This is a genomic window from Candidatus Aegiribacteria sp. (assembly GCA_021108005.1).
Classification (GTDB): domain Bacteria; phylum Fermentibacterota; class Fermentibacteria; order Fermentibacterales; family JCC-6; genus Aegiribacteria.
Map to the genome: position 1 here is coordinate 1 of JAIORS010000211.1, position 18007 is coordinate 18007.

13 protein-coding genes are annotated in these 18007 nt (G+C 47.7%); 5 read left to right on the forward strand and 8 right to left on the reverse strand.

Going from position 1 to position 18007, the window contains the following annotated elements; genetic code table 11:
• Window positions 1-124 precede the first annotated feature (124 nt).
• Window positions 125-1087, reverse strand: coding sequence for a phosphoribosylaminoimidazolesuccinocarboxamide synthase (locus tag K8S15_12965; GenBank protein MCD4776947.1), 963 nt, complete (start codon window positions 1085-1087; stop codon window positions 125-127).
• Window positions 1088-1238: 151 nt separating this feature from the next.
• Between K8S15_12965 and K8S15_12970 the strand changes: the two genes are divergently transcribed.
• Window positions 1239-2507, forward strand: coding sequence for an MFS transporter (locus tag K8S15_12970; protein ID MCD4776948.1), 1269 nt, complete (start codon window positions 1239-1241; stop codon window positions 2505-2507).
• Between the two features lie 49 nt (window positions 2508-2556).
• On the opposite strand, the gene K8S15_12975 is transcribed toward K8S15_12970, so the two are convergent.
• Together K8S15_12975 and K8S15_12980 are read right to left on the reverse strand one after the other, a co-directional pair.
• A complete protein-coding gene (locus tag K8S15_12975; GenBank protein ID MCD4776949.1) occupies window positions 2557-3057 on the reverse strand; it encodes a hypothetical protein in 501 nt (166 codons plus the stop codon).
• A 58-nt stretch (window positions 3058-3115) separates the two neighbouring features.
• A complete protein-coding gene (locus K8S15_12980) occupies window positions 3116-3817 on the reverse strand; it encodes an HAD family hydrolase (GenBank protein MCD4776950.1) in 702 nt (233 codons plus the stop codon).
• Window positions 3818-3973: 156 nt separating this feature from the next.
• On the opposite strand from K8S15_12980, the gene K8S15_12985 reads away from it, so the two are divergent.
• Window positions 3974-4771 (forward strand): Mrp/NBP35 family ATP-binding protein, encoded by a 798-nt coding sequence (locus K8S15_12985; GenBank protein ID MCD4776951.1) that lies wholly within the window; start codon window positions 3974-3976, stop codon window positions 4769-4771.
• On the opposite strand, the gene K8S15_12990 is transcribed toward K8S15_12985, so the two are convergent.
• The 4 genes from K8S15_12990 to K8S15_13005 form a co-directional block, all read right to left on the reverse strand.
• Window positions 4772-5260 carry a DUF4878 domain-containing protein gene (locus K8S15_12990; GenBank protein MCD4776952.1) on the reverse strand — a complete coding sequence of 163 codons (489 nt, stop codon included), beginning with the start codon at window positions 5258-5260 and terminating at the stop codon, window positions 4772-4774.
• Window positions 5261-5520: 260 nt separating this feature from the next.
• Window positions 5521-6609: a hypothetical protein gene (locus K8S15_12995; protein MCD4776953.1), complete on the reverse strand. Its 1089-nt coding sequence runs from the start codon at window positions 6607-6609 to the stop codon at window positions 5521-5523.
• Between the two features lie 75 nt (window positions 6610-6684).
• The gene (locus K8S15_13000) at window positions 6685-7773 is read right to left on the reverse strand and encodes a hypothetical protein (protein MCD4776954.1); all 1089 of its coding nucleotides are present in this window, start codon (window positions 7771-7773) and stop codon (window positions 6685-6687) included.
• Window positions 7774-7918: 145 nt separating this feature from the next.
• Complete coding sequence (locus K8S15_13005; protein MCD4776955.1) at window positions 7919-9637, reverse strand: T9SS type A sorting domain-containing protein; 1719 nt, start codon at window positions 9635-9637, stop codon at window positions 7919-7921.
• A gap of 289 nt (window positions 9638-9926) precedes the next feature.
• Here K8S15_13005 and K8S15_13010 point away from each other — a divergent pair, with 289 nt between their 5' ends.
• Entirely contained in the window at window positions 9927-13214 is a 3288-nt protein-coding gene (locus K8S15_13010; GenBank protein MCD4776956.1) for a sigma 54-interacting transcriptional regulator, read from the forward strand.
• A gap of 74 nt (window positions 13215-13288) precedes the next feature.
• Window positions 13289-13708 (forward strand): hypothetical protein, encoded by a 420-nt coding sequence (locus K8S15_13015; protein ID MCD4776957.1) that lies wholly within the window; start codon window positions 13289-13291, stop codon window positions 13706-13708.
• On the opposite strand, the gene K8S15_13020 is transcribed toward K8S15_13015, so the two are convergent.
• Window positions 13705-15717, reverse strand: a complete 2013-nt coding sequence (locus K8S15_13020) for a urocanate hydratase (GenBank protein MCD4776958.1) — start codon at window positions 15715-15717, stop codon at window positions 13705-13707. The two genes, K8S15_13015 and K8S15_13020, sit on opposite strands and share 4 nt — an antisense overlap.
• Before the next feature lie 88 nt (window positions 15718-15805).
• On the opposite strand from K8S15_13020, the gene K8S15_13025 reads away from it, so the two are divergent.
• Window positions 15806-17989 carry a T9SS type A sorting domain-containing protein gene (locus K8S15_13025; protein MCD4776959.1) on the forward strand — a complete coding sequence of 728 codons (2184 nt, stop codon included), beginning with the start codon at window positions 15806-15808 and terminating at the stop codon, window positions 17987-17989.
• The last annotated feature ends 18 nt before the right edge of the window (window positions 17990-18007 follow it).

Consider the following 18007-nt stretch of genomic DNA (forward strand, 5'->3'; position numbering starts at 1 on the left):
AATCTGAAAAAGTAAAAAGGGTCAAAAAAGGGGTCAAATCTTTACTCTTGACATTAAAAATGTCAAGAGTAAAGATTTGACCCCTTTTTTGATTGACCCCTTTTTTGATTTGACCCCACTAATCCTATATTCCTTTAAGGTTCTCTCTTAGTCTCTGCAGCGGATCATCACCGGTAGCCGGTTCGAATTCCTTGCCAGTAATCATTTCGTACAGTTTTATGTATCTTGATGAAAGCTCAACAACAAGATCATCCGGAGCTTCCGGCAGAACTTCATCATTGTACGGATCGCAGTTATCCCTGAACCAGAGCCTTAAAAATTCCTTGTCGATGTTCTCAGGTTCCTGACCGTTCTGGAGTCTTTCTTCGTAACTGCCGGCTATCCAGTACCTCGATGAGTCGGGGGTGTGGATCTCGTCTACCAGGATGATGTTTCCACTATCATCTTTGCCCAGTTCGTACTTGGTATCAACGAGTATCAGGCCGTTTTCTGCGGCTACTTCCACCCCTCGTTTGAAAAGCTTCATGGCTATCTCGGATGTTCTGTCCCATTCCTGCGCTGTCATCAACCCCTGACTGACAATTTCCTCAGGCGTTATGGATTCATCGTGCTCTTCACTTTTAGTAGTGGGAGTAATTATAGGTTCGGGGAATTTCTGGTTTTTAACCATTCCATCCGGGAGCTTATTACCGCAGATGTTTCGACTGCCTTCGTTGTAAAGGGTCCAGGCGGATGTGCTCGTGCTTCCAGTAAGGTAACCCCGCACGATGAATTCAACAGGGAAGACATCGCACTTAATTGCAAGAGTGGCATTAGGGTCGGGAATGGAAATTACATGATTTGGAACGATGTCGCTGGTGTTTTCAAACCAGAACGCGCTTACCTGATTAAGAACCTGTCCTTTAAAAGGAACCGAAGCCAGCACCCTGTCGAACGCACTCTGTCTGTCCGTTGTAATAAGCAGAATTCTGTCTCCAAGATCGTAACTGTCTCTTACCTTTCCCCGTTTTCCACTTGGAAGATTCAATCCGAATGTATCCGTAAGGCATCTGGAAATATTTTTATTTATTGTATCCCTGCTTAACATGAAATCTCCTCAGTTGTTGTCTGGAAACCTGTTAGCGATTTTCGTCCGGAACCTGTATGATAGTCAAACTTTCCCATTTATGAAACCTTGTAAGACTTTGTGAAAAACTGGAGTTGACTGATGTCAGTTAGTACCGGCGGAGAGATAGTAAATGCAGATTAAATCGGCCAGCGGCGAGAGGAGATTCTTCCGTCCCCTGGGAGGTGATGAAAGAAAATCATTCAGGATTCATCTGCTGTCAGCCATCTTCGGTGGCATATCCATGGGAGTGGTGATAAACCACGAATACATCGCGGTAAACGGATTGAATGCGTCCCACTGGCAGATAACGGCCCTTACGATGCTCTGGCCTGTGAGCAACCTGCTTGCTGTTCTTATAAATCACTGGCTTGACAGCAGGGGAAGGTACGACAGAGCTGTTCTTGTTTTCGGAGTTCTTTCCAGGCTTCCGGTGGCGCTGATGTTCTTCTCTTCGAATGTTAACCTCATGCTGCTGCTTCTCCTACTATTCTTCGCATCCAACAGCGTCATCCTTCCCGCTCAGAACACCATTATGAAGAAACGGTACTCCCGGAGTAACAGAGCAAGACTTTTCGGCTGGTGGACAAGCGTGTTCACTCTATTCAGCCTTCCAGTTGCCATGCTTGCAGGCGCTCTGCTGGATATGGATTTCCAGTACTACAGAATTCTATTCGTGGTCGAAGCCATTTTCGGAGCAGGAGAGGCAATCTTTTTATCTATGATGGCAAGGGGCATGGAATCAACTGTGGCTGAAAAATCGACAGGCAGAGGATCTGGTCACTTTTTCAAAAGCCTGTGGAATATTTTCAGGGATGACAAAGATTTCGCATGGTTCGAGACATACTTCTTTATCTATGGTATTGCATTTCTTATGATTCTACCGGTAATACCCTTCTTCGCGACTGAGAAACTTGGTCTTGACTACGAACAGTATGCCCTGGCAAAAGGCGTAATCGGGCAGCTGGGAATACTCCTTCTTTCTCCATTATTGGGAGTCCGACTTGAGAAGCTTCATCCATTCCGTTTTACCGGTATAGTATGCCTGCTTCTTGTTTTCTATCCGCTCTCGATGGCCTTCGGAAATTGGATGCCTGATATGGGCATAACATTCTTCTATATCGCTTTCGCCATATTTGCCGTGGGAATGGCGGGTGTAAGAATATCCTGGAACATTTCCAGCATGCACTTCGCTCCTGCGGGGCAGGAAGCCACATACCAGGGTCTGCATATTACACTGACTGCGCTAAGGGCAAGTTTCGCCCCGATACTGGGCAGCGTTCTTCTGCATTTCTGGGGGTATTCGGAAGCATTTCTTGTGTCTTCGGGCTTCTTTGCCCTTGCCGGTGTTCTTTTTCTGAGAAGGTACCGGAGAAGAAAGGCTGAAGGAATTATAGCATAACTTGAAAAGGGCACGGAAATTCCGTGCCCTTTAAAAGAGTTGAGATTACCTAGAAATAAGTTCCAACCGTAAGCGCGAACCAGGCTTTATCGGTATCGAAGTCGACCAGGTGATATTTGATGCTTCCTTCGATATCCATGGAACCTGTTGGGAAGATCATCCCCAGATTCCCATAGGCACCGAAGTCACTGTCACTGTCATCAATCTTTACACCAAGCAATTCATAACTGAAAGATGATATATACATACCTGCTCCGCCGCCGTAGAAGATAGGTCCTGTATAGGTTCTGATACCTGCCAGGATCGGGATAATGCTTGCGGAGAAATCACCAAGGTCATTCTTAGATTGAAGAATCCCGTAACTTATGCTTCCCTCGATAGCGTATATCGGCATATGAGCCAGTATATTCACTCCGAAGATGGGGCTTGTTGAATAGAAATCGCCTCCGTTACCGGTGGGGAAAAATGCTCCCGCATGGGCTCCAAATTCCACAAAGCCAGCGAATGCCGACACTGAAAGAATAAGAAGCAGAGATACTATTTTCATCATAACACACCTTTCTGTTTGTGTTTCAGACAGCAATATACTGAAAAAGTAATCAACCGGTTTAACACGTTTCCATCTTCAACCATTTAGAAAGATCAGCGGTCTTCCGTATTTCCAGAATCCTCGGGCCGGGAGACGAATAATTCCCGTCCGGCTGAACGAAAACAAAATCAATTCCAGCAGCGTTTGCGGCTCCCATATCACTGCCTGCGCTGTCTCCCACGAAAAGAGTATCGAAGGTTTTTGATTGGGCCAGTTTCATTGCGAAACGGAGTATTTCCGGGTCAGGCTTCGCTGATTCCACCTCACAGCTGAGTACGATAAGGTCCAGATATTCCATCATGCCTGATTTCTGTAGCCGTTTTCGCTGAACCGGTCCAGAACCGTTGGAAACTATTCCAATCGTGAATTTTCCATGAAGAAGTTTCAGGAGGTCGATGACACCTGGAAGTGGTTCACCATGTTCCTCGAGTCCTTCGAAGTAGAGTTCGATGAATTCATCGGGATCTGCGTTAAGCCCTGCTTTTCTGAAGGTCTGACGCATCTCATTCGAACCTGGTTCGATGGCTGACGGTTTACAGGCTTCGATATCCTGTATAACCTTCCCGTCTAGGAATTCATGAATTCTCTTGAGCGTATCCGGAGAATCCTCAAGCTCGAGTATCTCTATAATATGTTTCGCCGCGTGCTTCTGCGCTCCGGCGTAGTCGATGAGTGTTCCGTCCAGATCGAACAGAACAGCAGCATATTTACTGAAATCCACCTGATTGACCTCCGTTACTTATAACTACAACCATGTTCAGGAAGCAATACAATGACAATGCCAGCCCGGCACCGTAGTTTCGAAATCTGCTTCAAATCGTTATATTATTTTGATTTCAAAACACTGATTAATTTAAATAGGAAAGGTTCGAATATCATGAGTAACGAAAAAATGGCACCTTATAAACTCGAAAAGTCCCCGGCGGATAAGAGTATTCTGGTGCTTTCGGGAAAGGGCGGAGTAGGCAAGAGTACCGTTGCGGCTAACCTTGCCATTTCACTTTCCCTTCAGGGTTATGCTACAGGGCTCCTGGATACGGATTTTCACGGTCCCAGCATACCAAAACTTCTTGGCATGGAGGGAACGACTCTTACATCACCCGACGGTAAAAGGCTTAATCCCGCAGAAATTGGATCTCTGAAAGTGATTTCCGTTGATTTCATGCTCGGCAGCAGAACCGATGCTGTAATCTGGCGGGGACCCATGAAGATGAATGTCATCAAGCAGCTTTTTGAAGATGTTAACTGGGGAGAGCTTGATTACATGATTATTGACTGTCCTCCTGGAACCGGTGATGAACCCCTTTCGGTTGTTCAGCTCATCCCTGAACCTACAGGCGCTGTTATCGTAACCACTCCACAGGAAATATCTCTCTCCGACGTAAGGCGTTCAATTCAGTTCTGTCACACCCTTAAGCTCCCGGTACTGGGAGTCATCGAGAATATGTCAGGATTCGTCTGTCCACATTGTGGTGAGAGAACAGAGTTGTTCGGCTCAGGCGGGGGAGAGAGAATGGCATCTGAAATGGGAGTGCCCTTCCTGGGAAGAATCCCGATAGAACCGGAAATTGTATTATCGGGAGACAACGGGAAACCCTTCGTTAACCATAATGGAAATTCAGCATTCGCAAAGGATTTCAACGGTATTGTAAAGGATATAGTTGAGAAAGTCTGATTACATATTCATTCCGAACTCCGTAACCTTCCACTGACCGTCTTCCTTTACAACATCGATTGTATTGGTTTCGGATTCACCCATTACAATTGTTGTTACTTCGACCCGTGCCGTGTTACCATCAATGGTAACTTCGCCTATTGATACTTCGCTGGATTCCATTAAGGATGTTATCACGGGAGAGGAAATCAAGGCCACCATGAAGTCCTTTGTGGTCATGTCGGGAATATCCGCTGCATCTATCTCGATACCCATAGCACTCAGCTGCTGTGCAGACTGTGCGGGGGCCATCTTAATCATTTCCAGTTGTGAATCCATTTCCGAAAGAGCGCTTTCTGACATGTAAGCGACCGCTCTTTCGCCATCTCCTGCCTTCAGAGCATCGAACATTTCGGTTACAGCATCGCCAGGATTACCGGCGCTGTTGCCATCGCCGCAAGCCATTGTGAGAGCGAACAGCAATATGGAAAATACCGCAAGCGCTTTCATGATTTCCTTTCCTGTTGGTTATCGAATGATTAGTTCTATACTTAAACGTATAAATCCATTGTCAATAACGGTGTACTACTTAACCCGCATCCATCACAAACACTTTACTGCAGCGATGCATATAGTCGTGTCTACTGCGTTATACTCAAGCATCCGTCCTCGACGTACTGTTCAAGTACGCCTCCGGAGTCTGCTTTCGCAAGCCTTGTATCCACAACCATCTGCAGCGCTTCGCTACAAGTGCTTGTGATGGATGCGGGTTAAAGGTTCCAGCTTAATCCGGCGGAGTAATAGGTTTCGCTGTCATCGATATTGGAAATATAGGGTTCAGGGAACGCATATCCTGACCTGCTTCTGCTCATCCATGAAATAGCCATATCGAGATTCATCCTGCCGAAATAGATGCAGGTTCCCGTTCCCAGACAGAGAGCTGCCCTGTTGTAATCGGTGGCTCTGACAAAGCCTACATTGTAGGTCGATCTGACGTTTGGTAACATTTCCGCCAGACAGATGAACGTTTTACCGGATACGGCGGGGTTCTTTTCTTCCAGGGATTGAAGATCGAACTCCACGCCCAGTGTGCTTCCATTCAGAATATTGAAATCCCTCTGGAATCCGAAGGCTATCCTTGAGTCGTACCTGCCTGTTTTATTCGTACCGGATATGCCGAACGTTCCGAAACTGAATGGCATGAGAAGCCCCGCATGAAAACAGAAATCGGATTCCTCCCAACTTACTTCAGTTGTATCATCGGGAGCTATAGGATTTACGATATCATGCCTGAGTGTATAAGATCCGTTTCCGAATCGCATCCCGCCGGATACACCCGCGGTAAGCCAGTCACTGATAACCACTGAAATCCCGGTATTCGCCTCCCATAGGGAGCCACGTGAATCCAGCAGATCAGTTGCGTAAATTTTATAACCGCAATATCCATACTCTTCCAGTATATTGCTGATACCGCTGAATCCGAAGTGAGAGACCCTTGATAATCCTGCGGCAATCGATACGGTTTCAGATATTTCAGTTCCCAAGGCCGCGGTTACCGTTCCAAAGTTGCCAGTGTTTAAATGATCGTAATCCAGTTCAGCGCTGGTATATGAGTGACATTCAGCAATTGCTGTGGTAATTTTGATGGAAGTACCGTCCATCATGGATAATTCCGCCGGATTAAGAAAAATGGATGCCGCTTCGCTTGATGGAAGAGCCCAGACCCCACCCATCGCGCTCTGTTTAGGGGTTATACAGATTATGGGAGTGCCGTTTCCCATGGCGTCATGGAATCCCCATGCTGAGACTGCGGATGCGAATATGATAAACGTAGCTGTAATCAGAAATACTAATTTCATATTGTTCCCCATTCTGTTACGAAATTTACATTGCATCTCAAGTTGCAATTAGTACAATACGCACTGGTCTGCATGTTATAGGCTCCAGCTTAGTCCGGCGGTGTAATAGGTTCCTCTGTCATCGATATTGGAAATGTAGGGTTCAGGGAAAGCGTTTCCCCTTCTGCTTCTGCTCATCCATGAAATACTCAGATCAAGATCCATCTTTCCGAAATCGACGCAGGCACCGGTTCCAAGACAGAGAGACGCCTTATTGGCATCAACAGCCCTGATGAAGCCTACGCTGTAAATCGATCTGATATTCGGCATTATTTCCGGCAGATAGGCGAACGCTTTACCGGATGTGGCGCAGTTCTTTTCTTCTATGGACTGAACATCGAACTCCACGCCCAGAGTGCTTCCATTCAGAAGACTGAAATCCTTCTGGAATCCGAAGGCTACTCTTGAATCGTACCTGCCGGTTGGATTCGTGCCGGATACTGCAAATGTTCCGAAACTGAATGGCATGAGAAGCCCCGCGTGAAAACAGAAATCGGATTCATCCCAATCCACCTCGGTTGTATCATCGGGATATAAAGGATCTACGATCTCATGCCTGAGTGTATAAGATCCGTTCCCGAATCGCAGCCCGCCGGATACACCTGCTGTAAGCCAGTCACTGATAACCACCGAAATGCCGGTATTCGCCTCCCATAGGGAGCCACGTGAATCCAGCAGATCAATTGCGTAAATCCTATATTCATTCAATCCACACTCTTCCAGTATATTGCTGATACCGCTGAATCCGAAGTGCGAGACCCTTGCTATCCCGGTACCGATTGATACCACATCGGATATTTCAGTTCCAACGGCCGCGGTTACCGTTCCCAGGGTACCCGAGTCAAAACGATCGTAATCCATGGTTCCGCTGATATACGAGTACCATTGAATGATTGCTGTGGTAATTTTGATGGAAGTACCGTCCATCATGGATAATTCCGCCGGATTAAGAAAAATGGATGCCGCTTCGCTTGATGGAAGAGCCCAGACCCCACCCATCGCGCTCTGTTTAGGGGTTATACAGATTATGGGAGTGCCGTTTCCCATGGCGTCATGGAATCCCCATGCTGAGACTGTAGACGAAAATATGATAAGCGAAGCCACAAACAGAAGTACTAACCTCATTCTGTTCTCCATTTCATTGTGCAATTATCATTAAAATCAGAATTAGCTATAATAATATTCGATTGTTCTTAACATTACAAGAGTCATATTCAGGTAAGGATTTGAAAGGGCGGAGGGGGCGACTGCCCCCTCCGATGGTGATGGGTTATCGTCCGAGCACTACTACGTTTGAAGTTTCTCTTGAGCCTTCTTTTTCGAAAAGGATCGAGTAAGCACCGGCAGGCAGCCCGGAAGAGACATTCCAGTAGAATCCACCGTCTTCCGACTCGATACTTCGCTCAAGCACAACCCTTCCGGAGAGATCGTAGATACTGATGTTTCCGGAACTGTTGCCTGTGTTAATCCAGGTACCGCTTCTTACCGGGTTGCTTTCAGCGAAGAAATCTTCATTTGCTTCATTCTCATCGTGGCCTGCAATTGGAACATACATGTAACTTGTATTTCCAGAAAACCATATCTCATGGGCAGGCGACAGGGCAGCCGGCGGGCCATGACCTCCGGCATCGAGATTACTATCTATTTTTGTCCACACAAGGTCGTAGCCCTCGGTGTACATCGCGGCCTTCTTCGTTGCTTCGGATGGGAACAGGTCGTCATGAGCTACATCCATGGAGATGTTTTCCCAGCCGAACCACGAAGGAGAAACAGCTATTCTGTGCGCCTGGAAGATCTCATAGTCCATGCCATCCCAGGCTTGCCAGGCCGTATGAAGCATATCGAACTGGTCGCAGGCTATAGAAGGGAATTCGTTGTCAATCATTCCGCTGGATACTGTTTCAAAGGGTATCCATACTCCGCCGTATCTGTTGCTGTAGCGGATTTCCTGCGTTATTTCCGCGTACATTCCGGCAAGTGGTCCCGGGAAACTTGTGGGAACGGTAGGGTCGAAGCCCGGCTTGTAAGGTCCAGGTGAGTCAGGATCATGAGGTAATACTCCATGCATCCATACAACGTGCGGGATGTCTTCCCTGCTTACTGTAAGTGAAGGATATCCATCTTCGCTGTTACTTCCGGACTGGATCGACACATTCTCGGATACATTCCATGAGAATCCGGCGTCGGGACTGCTTCGGTAATAGATATTCGGTGGAGAAGAAGCCAGATCGTCATTCCATACTACGTGAACCTGATCCGAATAGTAAGTGAACTGTGAAGGCGGATCCATGAAATCGATCACAGTTGCCACATCCGGCATCTGGCTGTTCGTTGACGGGGTCTGGCTGATGTCAGTAAGGTTTGTCCAGCTAATGCCATGGTCGGGGCTCATCAGGTACAGTATTTCCGAATACAAACCTTCGTAATCCTCCTCCTGCCATACTACATGAAGAAGGTTGCCCAGTGAACAGTCGATATCCGGGACTAGCGAGTTGCGTGGACTTGTGTAAATCGGAACCGGCATTCCCCACGCGTCGGGAGGCGGGTTTTGCATGTTAGGACACGATACGTACCAGATATCGTATACACCGGACATATCATCCTTATGCTGCCATACAACATGAAGTGTATCGTCATCACTTGGATTCAGTGCTGAACCGTGTTCTATGGCGATTGATGGATACCTGTCATCCTCTGGCATAGAAGCAATGGGGAAAGGTGGTGTCCAGTCCATTGATGAAGTGGGTGGTGCCGGTAGAATGGTATGACTGTAGAAAATATCGCAGGGGCCGCCCGGAGTTGCATCGGGATTAATCTGGGTATGGTAGACCATGTGAAAATACCCATCGGCATCCCTCACGATGCTCCTGGCATTGTTAAACCCTGTAGCTTCCCATTCACTCGACAGGTCTCCATCCACCTGATGACCCTGTGCCAGTACTATGGAAGTACAGGCAAAGAGTACGAGTAAGAAAAGGTTCGTTTTCATTGTATTCTCCTTTCGATTGGTGAAATAACTATCACTAATACCTATAGCAATTTGAATGCCAGGACTCTATGCGCAACTCCGACAAGCACTAATGGCAAATTCAGCACAATTCAATGAAAAATGGATAGGTGAATAATTCCCTATTAGGGAAATATTCCCTGATATATTACTTGAATCTCCAATCGATCATCCTGCATTCTAACATTGCAAATATTATAGAATAATTATTATTATAAATCCCTATAGACATTTGAATATGTATGACATATTTTCCCTATGGAGGTTCGTAATGTCAGAAAAACCCGGTTTTACAGGTAAAGTGCTTTCAAGAAAACACCTCTCAGAAGGTAGAATTGAAGTCCGATTTTCAACTCCATCCGGTGAATTGCGTCTTGGAAGGGTTTTCAGTTTCAGCGGCGGTACAAGTACTGCAAAGAACGTATTCAACCTTCTGAAGAGCATGGATGTTAAGGATGTTATCTTTCCGGATAGACTCGATTCACTTGAAGATGGCAGATACTGTCTTTCAGTTCCCGAAGGGTCTATCTCTTCGTATTCAGGTCCTGCTCTGTCAGTAAAGCAGCTTATAGCTCCTCTTGTCTCGATGCATGAAAAGGGGTGGGTTCATTACGATATCTCACCTCGGTGTTTCGTCAGAAAAGATGGTGATCTACATCTGATATGTTTTGGAGAAGCGCTATTCACACGCGGAATTGTTGAGGGTTCGGAACTCGCTGCCGGTATTCCGTCATCTATTTACTATGACCTGTCACTATTTGGAAGAAGCATCAGACAGGGAAGTGGACATCTCTGGTCAGGTGACAACGCTGAATCTGTTGAAAGGATGTGTTCCGGTTCCATCAGCGAAAGGATAGACGCGTTCACGAAAATCTGCGGAAATGCTGAAAATTTGTACGGTCATAATAGGGACAGTATAAAGGCAGGGGATGATCAATCCGTTATCCTGCTGCATGGAGGATCCTGGCGGGAACGTGACCGTATCGCATCCATCTATTCCACCGATGCCATCGACAGAGGCTGGATTGTAAGATTCGTCCGCTGTTCACCCATTGAATCTCAAAGACCACTTCCGGGCCGTTTTCCTTGTGGAGAAGCATGTATCGATTCGGGATCCTCGCTTATCAGTGAGCTATTCCCATCAATGAGCGGAGTGAACAGGCTTCTCGTTATCGATCAGATAGAATACGCATCGGAAGATCTGGCTGCGATATCAGCCGGACTCAGCAGATCTTCATCTGCCGGATTGAATCTGCTCATTACTTCATCCAGTCAGGATTCACTGGATAACTTCAATCTTAACAGGATCATAGAAGTTAAGGGTAAGCGGGAAAGAGCTATAGAATGGCAGTTAGATCAGCTCCCACCCGATGTACTGGGAAAAGGATACCCGCTTCTTTCAGGTAACGGGCCACGCTATCGATGTGGTGAAGGCTCAGAAGTTCCTGAACAGATATCTCTTACAACTGAAGATCTTTTCAGGGAAGGTGCATACAGGATACTGAGCGGATCCGTCAGTTATAGTGACCACGACCGTGAGTTCGCAATCGAGAGTCTTCTGAAACTTGGCAGGTATGATGAAGTACTCGAATATACGGACGACGCATACCTTTCACAGAGAGCGGAAGCTCACCTGGCGCTTGGGAATGCCGTAGAAGCGAGAGAAATGGCTCTCGAATCGCTTAATTCCGATCCCGACAGTAAGAAAAAAGCGTTACTGCTGGCCCGTGCGCTTTGTGAGCTTAACGAATACGATTATGCAGAAAGCCTCCTGTTGAAGCTTCATGGAACTGAATCTGTTCTACTCCTTGCGAGGATACTTGATCGACAGGGCAGAGGATCTGAAGTTCTTCCTCTTTTTCGGAAAGCTTTTGAATCAGCTGAAAACGGGGACAAAGTAAGGCTGCTTTGTTCCGAAGTGAATATTCAGATGAGAATGGGCGATTACAGAAAAGCAAGGGATCTTTCTCACGAAGCCGTTGAAATGGCCTTCAGCCTGTCGGATATCGGTCTGATAATCAGCAGTCTCAGGGAAAGGGGCAGGATAAAAGAAGTCCTGGGATTGTGGAATGATTCCCTTGATGATTACAGGTTAAGCCTGTCATTCAGTGCTGAAGATCCGGATCTGGAAAGCTCGTACGCTCTTGTGGATCTTTTTGTGCTTGAGGTTAAAACAGGGGATCTCAAGGCAGCGGAGAATACGTTCAACGAATTGACAATATACCTCCGGGGGAAAGCTACCGATACAGATATTCAGCTCATCAGCCTTCTGAAGGCGCATAAGGGGGCACTCCTCGGTCTGGGTTCCATTTCACTCAGAAGCGCTTCGAAAGCGGCTGCAATTGCGTCATCAGACAGGATGAATTTGAAACATGCGCTCAGCTTGCTGTACCTTGGGCAGTTGCAGATTCAGAGTGGTGACAGCAGCGCGGGTTTCAGCAGCCTGAATCAGGCAAGGGCCGAAGCCGGGTTTATGGGCGATCGACATCTTATGCTTCTTATTGATCTGGCATCATCCATTGGGGGAAAGGAGGTTGATGCATCGGAGATTGTCATGGAGGCAGGTGAGCTGGGGCTTAAGATCGAGAAGCTTGAAGGTGAGCTGATTGCAGCGGAAAAAGCTGAGGAATTCAGTCTGTTGCTTGCAGAAATGCTGAACGTCCCTTTCCCGCTGAAAGTAATTGAAATCACATCAAAATTCGGTCTTCCTGAGAATAAAAAACTCTCTAACAGGATTCTGAACACATTCGGTAATATTTCAGATAAACTCGAAGGGGAAGAACTAACGGCATTTCTGGATAATCATGGTTATCTGGTTGAAGAACTCGAAAAACTCTCCTACAACAATATGATAGAGCTTATTCGAAATGGAATTGAAAAAACCGCTGACTGGATTTCTTCCCGCTCAGGCCAGGATCTCAGATTACCTGACCTGGCTGATAAACTCGATCTTGTCTCCCTGGATACCGAACCTTCCGGAAAACCCGGAGAGAGGAAGGTTTGTGAAGATCCTCCCCTCTACGCCAGCGGAAGTGATCTCGGGCTGATTGAGATCCTTGGACCGGTGATAGCTTCCGTTTCGGGTATTCGACCTGCTGAAATTCCGATGAAGGGAGAAGCTGCCGAAATGTTTCCGGAGATAATTGGGAATTCGAACATCGTAGTGGAGCTCAAAAGGAAGATGAGAAGGATTTCCAGAATGCAGATTCCCGTGCTTGTTACCGGGGAGACTGGAACCGGTAAGGAACTGGTAGCAAGGGGAATCCATTCGGAAAGTTCCCGCGGAGACCGTTCACTGGTTTCAGTGGACTGCGGAGCTATTGCGGAAAATCTGCTTGAGTCAGAGCTTTTCGGGGCTTCAAAAGGTGCGTACACCGGAAGCGGATTGGATAGAGAGGGTTTGATGGAAGCCGCAAATGGCGGTACGCTATTTCTTGATGAAATTGGTAATCTATCTCCCGCACTGCAGGTTAAGCTTCTTCGGGTTCTTGAAACGGGCAAAGTAAGAAGGCTTGGTGAGACTAGAGAGAGAAGCATAGATTTTCGAATTATCATATAGTTGAGTCATCGGGAGGAGATTTCAGATCAGACCTGTTTTTCAGGATAGCAGTCGTAATCCTCCGAATACCGCCCTTGAGGAACAGAGTAGAGGATATTCCACTTCTTGTGAATCATTTTACCGCCGAAGCAGGGAACGAACAAGAACCTCCGAGGTTTTCAAGAGGTGCACTGACGAAGTTGTCCCGGTATTCATGGCCGGGAAATATCCGTGAGCTGAGGAATGTCGTTCAGAGGGCACTTCTATTTCATTCAGGCGATATGATAGATGCTGGCGATATTGAATTCGGAATATCTTCGATGGCGGGTATTCACTTTGTTGCAAAGACAGATCTGAAGACCCTTGAGGATTGTATCAGCGAACATGTATACCGTATTGTTCGGACCTGTGATGGCAACAAAGCGGAAGCTTCCAGAATACTTGAATGCGATCCAAAGACAGTTCGCAAGTACTGTGCTTTATTTGACAGGCATGCGAAAGGTCAGTCAAATTAGAAAATGTTGTCTACTACACTGTCATCGGCTATTTCGGGAATTGTTATTTTCATATCAGGTTCGGCTTCCATAGCTTTTCTTATCGCGTAAATGGCTCCCGGATTTCGAGCCCATGACCGCCTTGCCAGACCGTTTGTGACATCCCAGGTCACCATGCCGGACGCTCGTTCCGCAGCTTCCGGTGAACCGTCGAGAAGAAGGCCGAAGCCACCGTTGATTACTTCACCCCAGCCTACCCCTCCGCCGTTGTGAAGTGATACCCAGGTGGCGCCCCTGAAAGAATCGCCTATGACATTCTGAACTGCCATGTCAGCTGTGAACATGCTTCCGTCTTTAATATTCGCGGTTTCCCTGTAGGGGGAATCCGTTCCGGAAACATCGTGGTGGTCTCTGCCGAGAACTATGGGAGCGGTAATATCACCACTGGCTATCGCCTCGTTGAAAGCCCTGGCGATATTGATTCTACCCTCCCTGTCAGCGTAGAGAATTCGTGCCTGGGAACCAACTACCATTCTGTTCTCTTCAGCTTGCCTTATCCATCGGACATTGTCCAGCATCTGTCGTTTGATCTCAGTGTCAGCTTCCTCTGCCATTTTCTCAAGAACACTGGCGGCAATCCTGTCGGTTTTTTTCAGATCTTCATGGTCGCAGGACGTACAGACCCATCTGAACGGGCCGAATCCGTAATCGAAGCAGATGGGACCCATTATGTCTTCCACATAGGATGGGTATGCAAAAGTTCCGTCCTCGAGCAGAATTCCCTGTGCCCCTGCCCTTGATGCTTCAAGAAGGAAGGCGTTACCGTAATCCCAGAAGAACATGCCACGGTCATGAAGGGTGTTTATTGCCCTTACCTGCCGGCGGAGGGATTCATGCACCATTTCTTTGAATTCCTCAGGGTTCTCAACCATCATTCTGTTCGATTCATCGAGGGAGAGGCCGACCGGATAATAGCCGCCAAGATAGGGATTATGGAGGGAAGTCTGATCGCTTCCCAGATCAACGGAAATACCTTCGGCCACAAGCTTTTCCCATAGATCCACGATATTTCCTGTATACCCCAGAGAAAGAGGCTCTCCGGCTCTGCGTGCCTTTTCGATTCTGACAAGAACCCTGTCGAGGTCATCTTCAACTTCCTGAAGCCACCCCTGTTCGTGCCTTGTTTTTATCGCTATCGGGTTGATCTCGGCAATCACGCATACTGCTCCCGCTATAACCGAAGCTTTAGCCTGGGCTCCGCTCATACCGCCAAGTCCCGAGGTGACAAACAGTTTTCCCGACAGGTCCGCCTCGGGAGGCAGTCCGAGGTATTTTCTGCCAGCGTTAAGAAGCGTTATGGTAGTTCCGTGAACGATTCCCTGGGGGCCTATGTACATGAAACTCCCAGCTGTCATCTGACCGTACGATGTCACACCCAGAGCAGCCATCCTGTCGTAATCCTCCCTGGAGCTGTAATTGGGTATCACCATACCATTCGTAAGCACCAGCCTGGGCGCTTCGGGATGGGAGGGGAAAAGACCAAGCGGATGCCCAGAGTAGAGGACAAGGGTTTGATTTTCAGTCATCTCGGAAAGGTATTTCATAGTAATGAGGTATTGAGCCCAGTTCTGGAATACCGTTCCGTTGCCTCCGTAGGTTATCAATTCCTGTGGGTGTTGGGCTACGGCTGTGTCAAGGTTGTTCTGTATCATCAGCATTATCCCGGCTGCCTTGCGTGTTCTTGAGGGATACTCATCTATGGGTCTGGCTTTCATTTCGTATGTTGGCATGAATCTCCGCATGTATATCCTGCCGTCATCTTCAAGTTCAGCGGCGAATTCGGGAGCAAGTTCTGAGTGCCATTCCTTCGGGAAATAGCGAAGAGCGTTTTTCAATGCGAGTTTCTTCTCGTCAGTTGTAAGTACATCCGGTCTTGCCGGTGCATGGTTCACTCCGGGAAGGTCAGGTGGCATAGGTGGAATCGAATCAGGAATACCCTGAGAAATTTGTTCACTGAAACTGTCTGACATGAAAACCTCCACTGCATATATTCATAGTAACTGACGTTGATTGACAGATAATAATCAACATGTTCCCTTTTTCCCAGAGAAGGTAATAATGAAAAATGTGGTTTTACTTCTAATTGTAACCGTCGCTTCGGTTACCGCAGGACGGTATTCTCTTCTGAATTTCAAACCTGTTAATGATACTGAAGCTCACAGACTGATGGATTCCGGCTGTGAAATTATTCATGTATACGAAGACGGCTCGGTTGATGTAATTGCCAATGAGCATGATTACACTTCTCTTCTTGCCACAGGTTTGCCTTTCACTACCCGGATCGATGACCTTGAGAGTTTTTACAGCAGTAGGCTCGATGGCGAATCCATGGGTGGGTATCTCACATGGGACGAGCTTTCCGTCTGGCTTGACGATCTTCACGATACGTTTCCGAATATCACTAGCGCGCCCACTTCGATAGGAAATACTTACGAAGGAAGGCCGCAGAGGGTGGTCAAGATATCTTCGAATAACGATTTCTGGACCGACGACCCCTCGCTGCCGAACGTCTGGTACGATGCTCTCATTCATGCAAGAGAACCGGCCAGTATGCGGAATGTCAGGTTCTTTATGCTGTGGCTCTGCGACAACTACGGGCGAAACGGTTTCTGCGGTCTGCAGGCGACCTGGTTACTTGATAATCGTGAGATCTGGTGCCTGCCATGTAACAATGTGGACGGCTACGTTTACAACCAGCAGGAGTCTCCCGGCGGTGGCGGGATGCAGAGGAAGAACATGAACTGGAGCGCGGGAGGCGACGGTGTCGACCTGAACAGGAACTGGACTGTGGGATGGGGAGGCACAGGATCGAGTGGAAGCCCTTCCTCCAGTACGTACAGGGGGACGGCAGCTCTAAGCGAACCGGAATCGAACAATATCGATGCCTTCTGGCAGAATCATCCACCGGTAGAAATGCATTCCACACACACGTACGGAAACATTCTCATAAGACCATGGGGTTACACAGCCAGCCCTCCCCTGCACGATAGTGAATATGATGAGCATGCTGAGATAATGGTTCAATGGGGAACAGGCGAGGTTCACGGACAGTCCTGGGGCGTACTGTACGCCTCAGCCGGTAACACCCGTGACCACTCCTACGGGCTGTACGACGCCATGAGCTGGAATCACGAAACAGGAGCGGATTTTGCCGGTTTCTGGCCCTCGTTAACGGAGACTGTCAAGCTTACCCGAAGGAATCTAAGAAGCTATCTCGTAACTGCGTTTCTGGCCGGTTGTCCCCTTGATCCTCATGTACCGGGTACTCCTGTAATTGAGAATATCGGATCGGTCAGCACACCCTTTACGATTAACTGGAGTGACGTTCCTGAGGCAGCCTCCTACGCTCTTCAGGAGCTGTCAGGGTACGAGGTTCTCCTTGATGATAACGGCAGCGGGGGACCTTTTACTATGAATAACTGGTCGACAACAACCTCTCAGTATCACTCCTCTCCGAGCTGCTACCTCTCGGGGGGAACTGGAACGATAACCTGGACAGAGACCGCCATCATACCGGAAAACGGAGGGGGAAGACTGAGTTTCTGGGCTTATTACAACATCCCCAACGGTTCGTGTCAGGGCAGTATTGAAGTTTCAACCGATGGTGGGGCCAACTGGTACTACCTTCAGACTTTCACCCGAAATGACATGACATGGCGTTATAACATCCATGAACTGGACGAATGGCAGGGGGATACACTGAGTTTCAGATGGGAAACCAATGGAAATTCCAGTGATCTTTATATCGATGATATAAAAATAGAGATATGGGAGGAGAACGAATTCGTAGATCTTGGTGTTCCTGTCAGTTCCTATACTTTCGCAACCCATGAGAGTGGAGAATTCTGGTACAGAACAGTGGCAATGGACCCGGACTTCGGTCCCGGCTGGCCTTCCGATGCGGTTGCGGCACAGGTAACCAGCACAGGTATCTCAGGTGGTGTGGTGGGTACTGGAATCACTCGTCTTGGTCATTTCTGCCCCAATCCAGCTTCATGTGCGACCTCGATTCCGATAACGATTTCCTCTGCATCCGAAGGGCTGACCTCACTGACCCTTTACGACCTTGCGGGAAGGCAGGTAATTGATCTGTCTTCACAGCTTGAAGGAAGAGGATTGAACACCGTTATCTGGGATTGCAGCGATTCCCGCGGGAATGCGGTATCCGGAGGTATTTATTTCATCGTTATTGATGCGTCGGACCTTGTGCAGACAAGGAAAATTGTCGTTCTAGAACAGTAGTGATTTGATTTAAGGGGT

Bases quoted from the DNA above. Each gene is read 5' to 3' on its own strand.
- K8S15_12965 (MCD4776947.1), bottom strand. From the start codon at position 1,087: ATGTTAAGCAGGGATACAATAAATAAAAATATTTCCAGATGCCTTACG.
- K8S15_12970 (MCD4776948.1), top strand. From the start codon at position 1,239: ATGCAGATTAAATCGGCCAGCGGCGAGAGGAGATTCTTCCGTCCCCTG.
- K8S15_12975 (MCD4776949.1), bottom strand. From the start codon at position 3,057: ATGATGAAAATAGTATCTCTGCTTCTTATTCTTTCAGTGTCGGCATTC.
- K8S15_12985 (MCD4776951.1), top strand. From the start codon at position 3,974: ATGAGTAACGAAAAAATGGCACCTTATAAACTCGAAAAGTCCCCGGCG.
- K8S15_12990 (MCD4776952.1), bottom strand. From the start codon at position 5,260: ATGAAAGCGCTTGCGGTATTTTCCATATTGCTGTTCGCTCTCACAATG.
- K8S15_12995 (MCD4776953.1), bottom strand. From the start codon at position 6,609: ATGAAATTAGTATTTCTGATTACAGCTACGTTTATCATATTCGCATCC.
- K8S15_13000 (MCD4776954.1), bottom strand. From the start codon at position 7,773: ATGAGGTTAGTACTTCTGTTTGTGGCTTCGCTTATCATATTTTCGTCT.
- K8S15_13005 (MCD4776955.1), bottom strand. From the start codon at position 9,637: ATGAAAACGAACCTTTTCTTACTCGTACTCTTTGCCTGTACTTCCATA.
- K8S15_13010 (MCD4776956.1), top strand. From the start codon at position 9,927: ATGTCAGAAAAACCCGGTTTTACAGGTAAAGTGCTTTCAAGAAAACAC.
- K8S15_13020 (MCD4776958.1), bottom strand. From the start codon at position 15,717: ATGTCAGACAGTTTCAGTGAACAAATTTCTCAGGGTATTCCTGATTCG.
- K8S15_13025 (MCD4776959.1), top strand. From the start codon at position 15,806: ATGAAAAATGTGGTTTTACTTCTAATTGTAACCGTCGCTTCGGTTACC.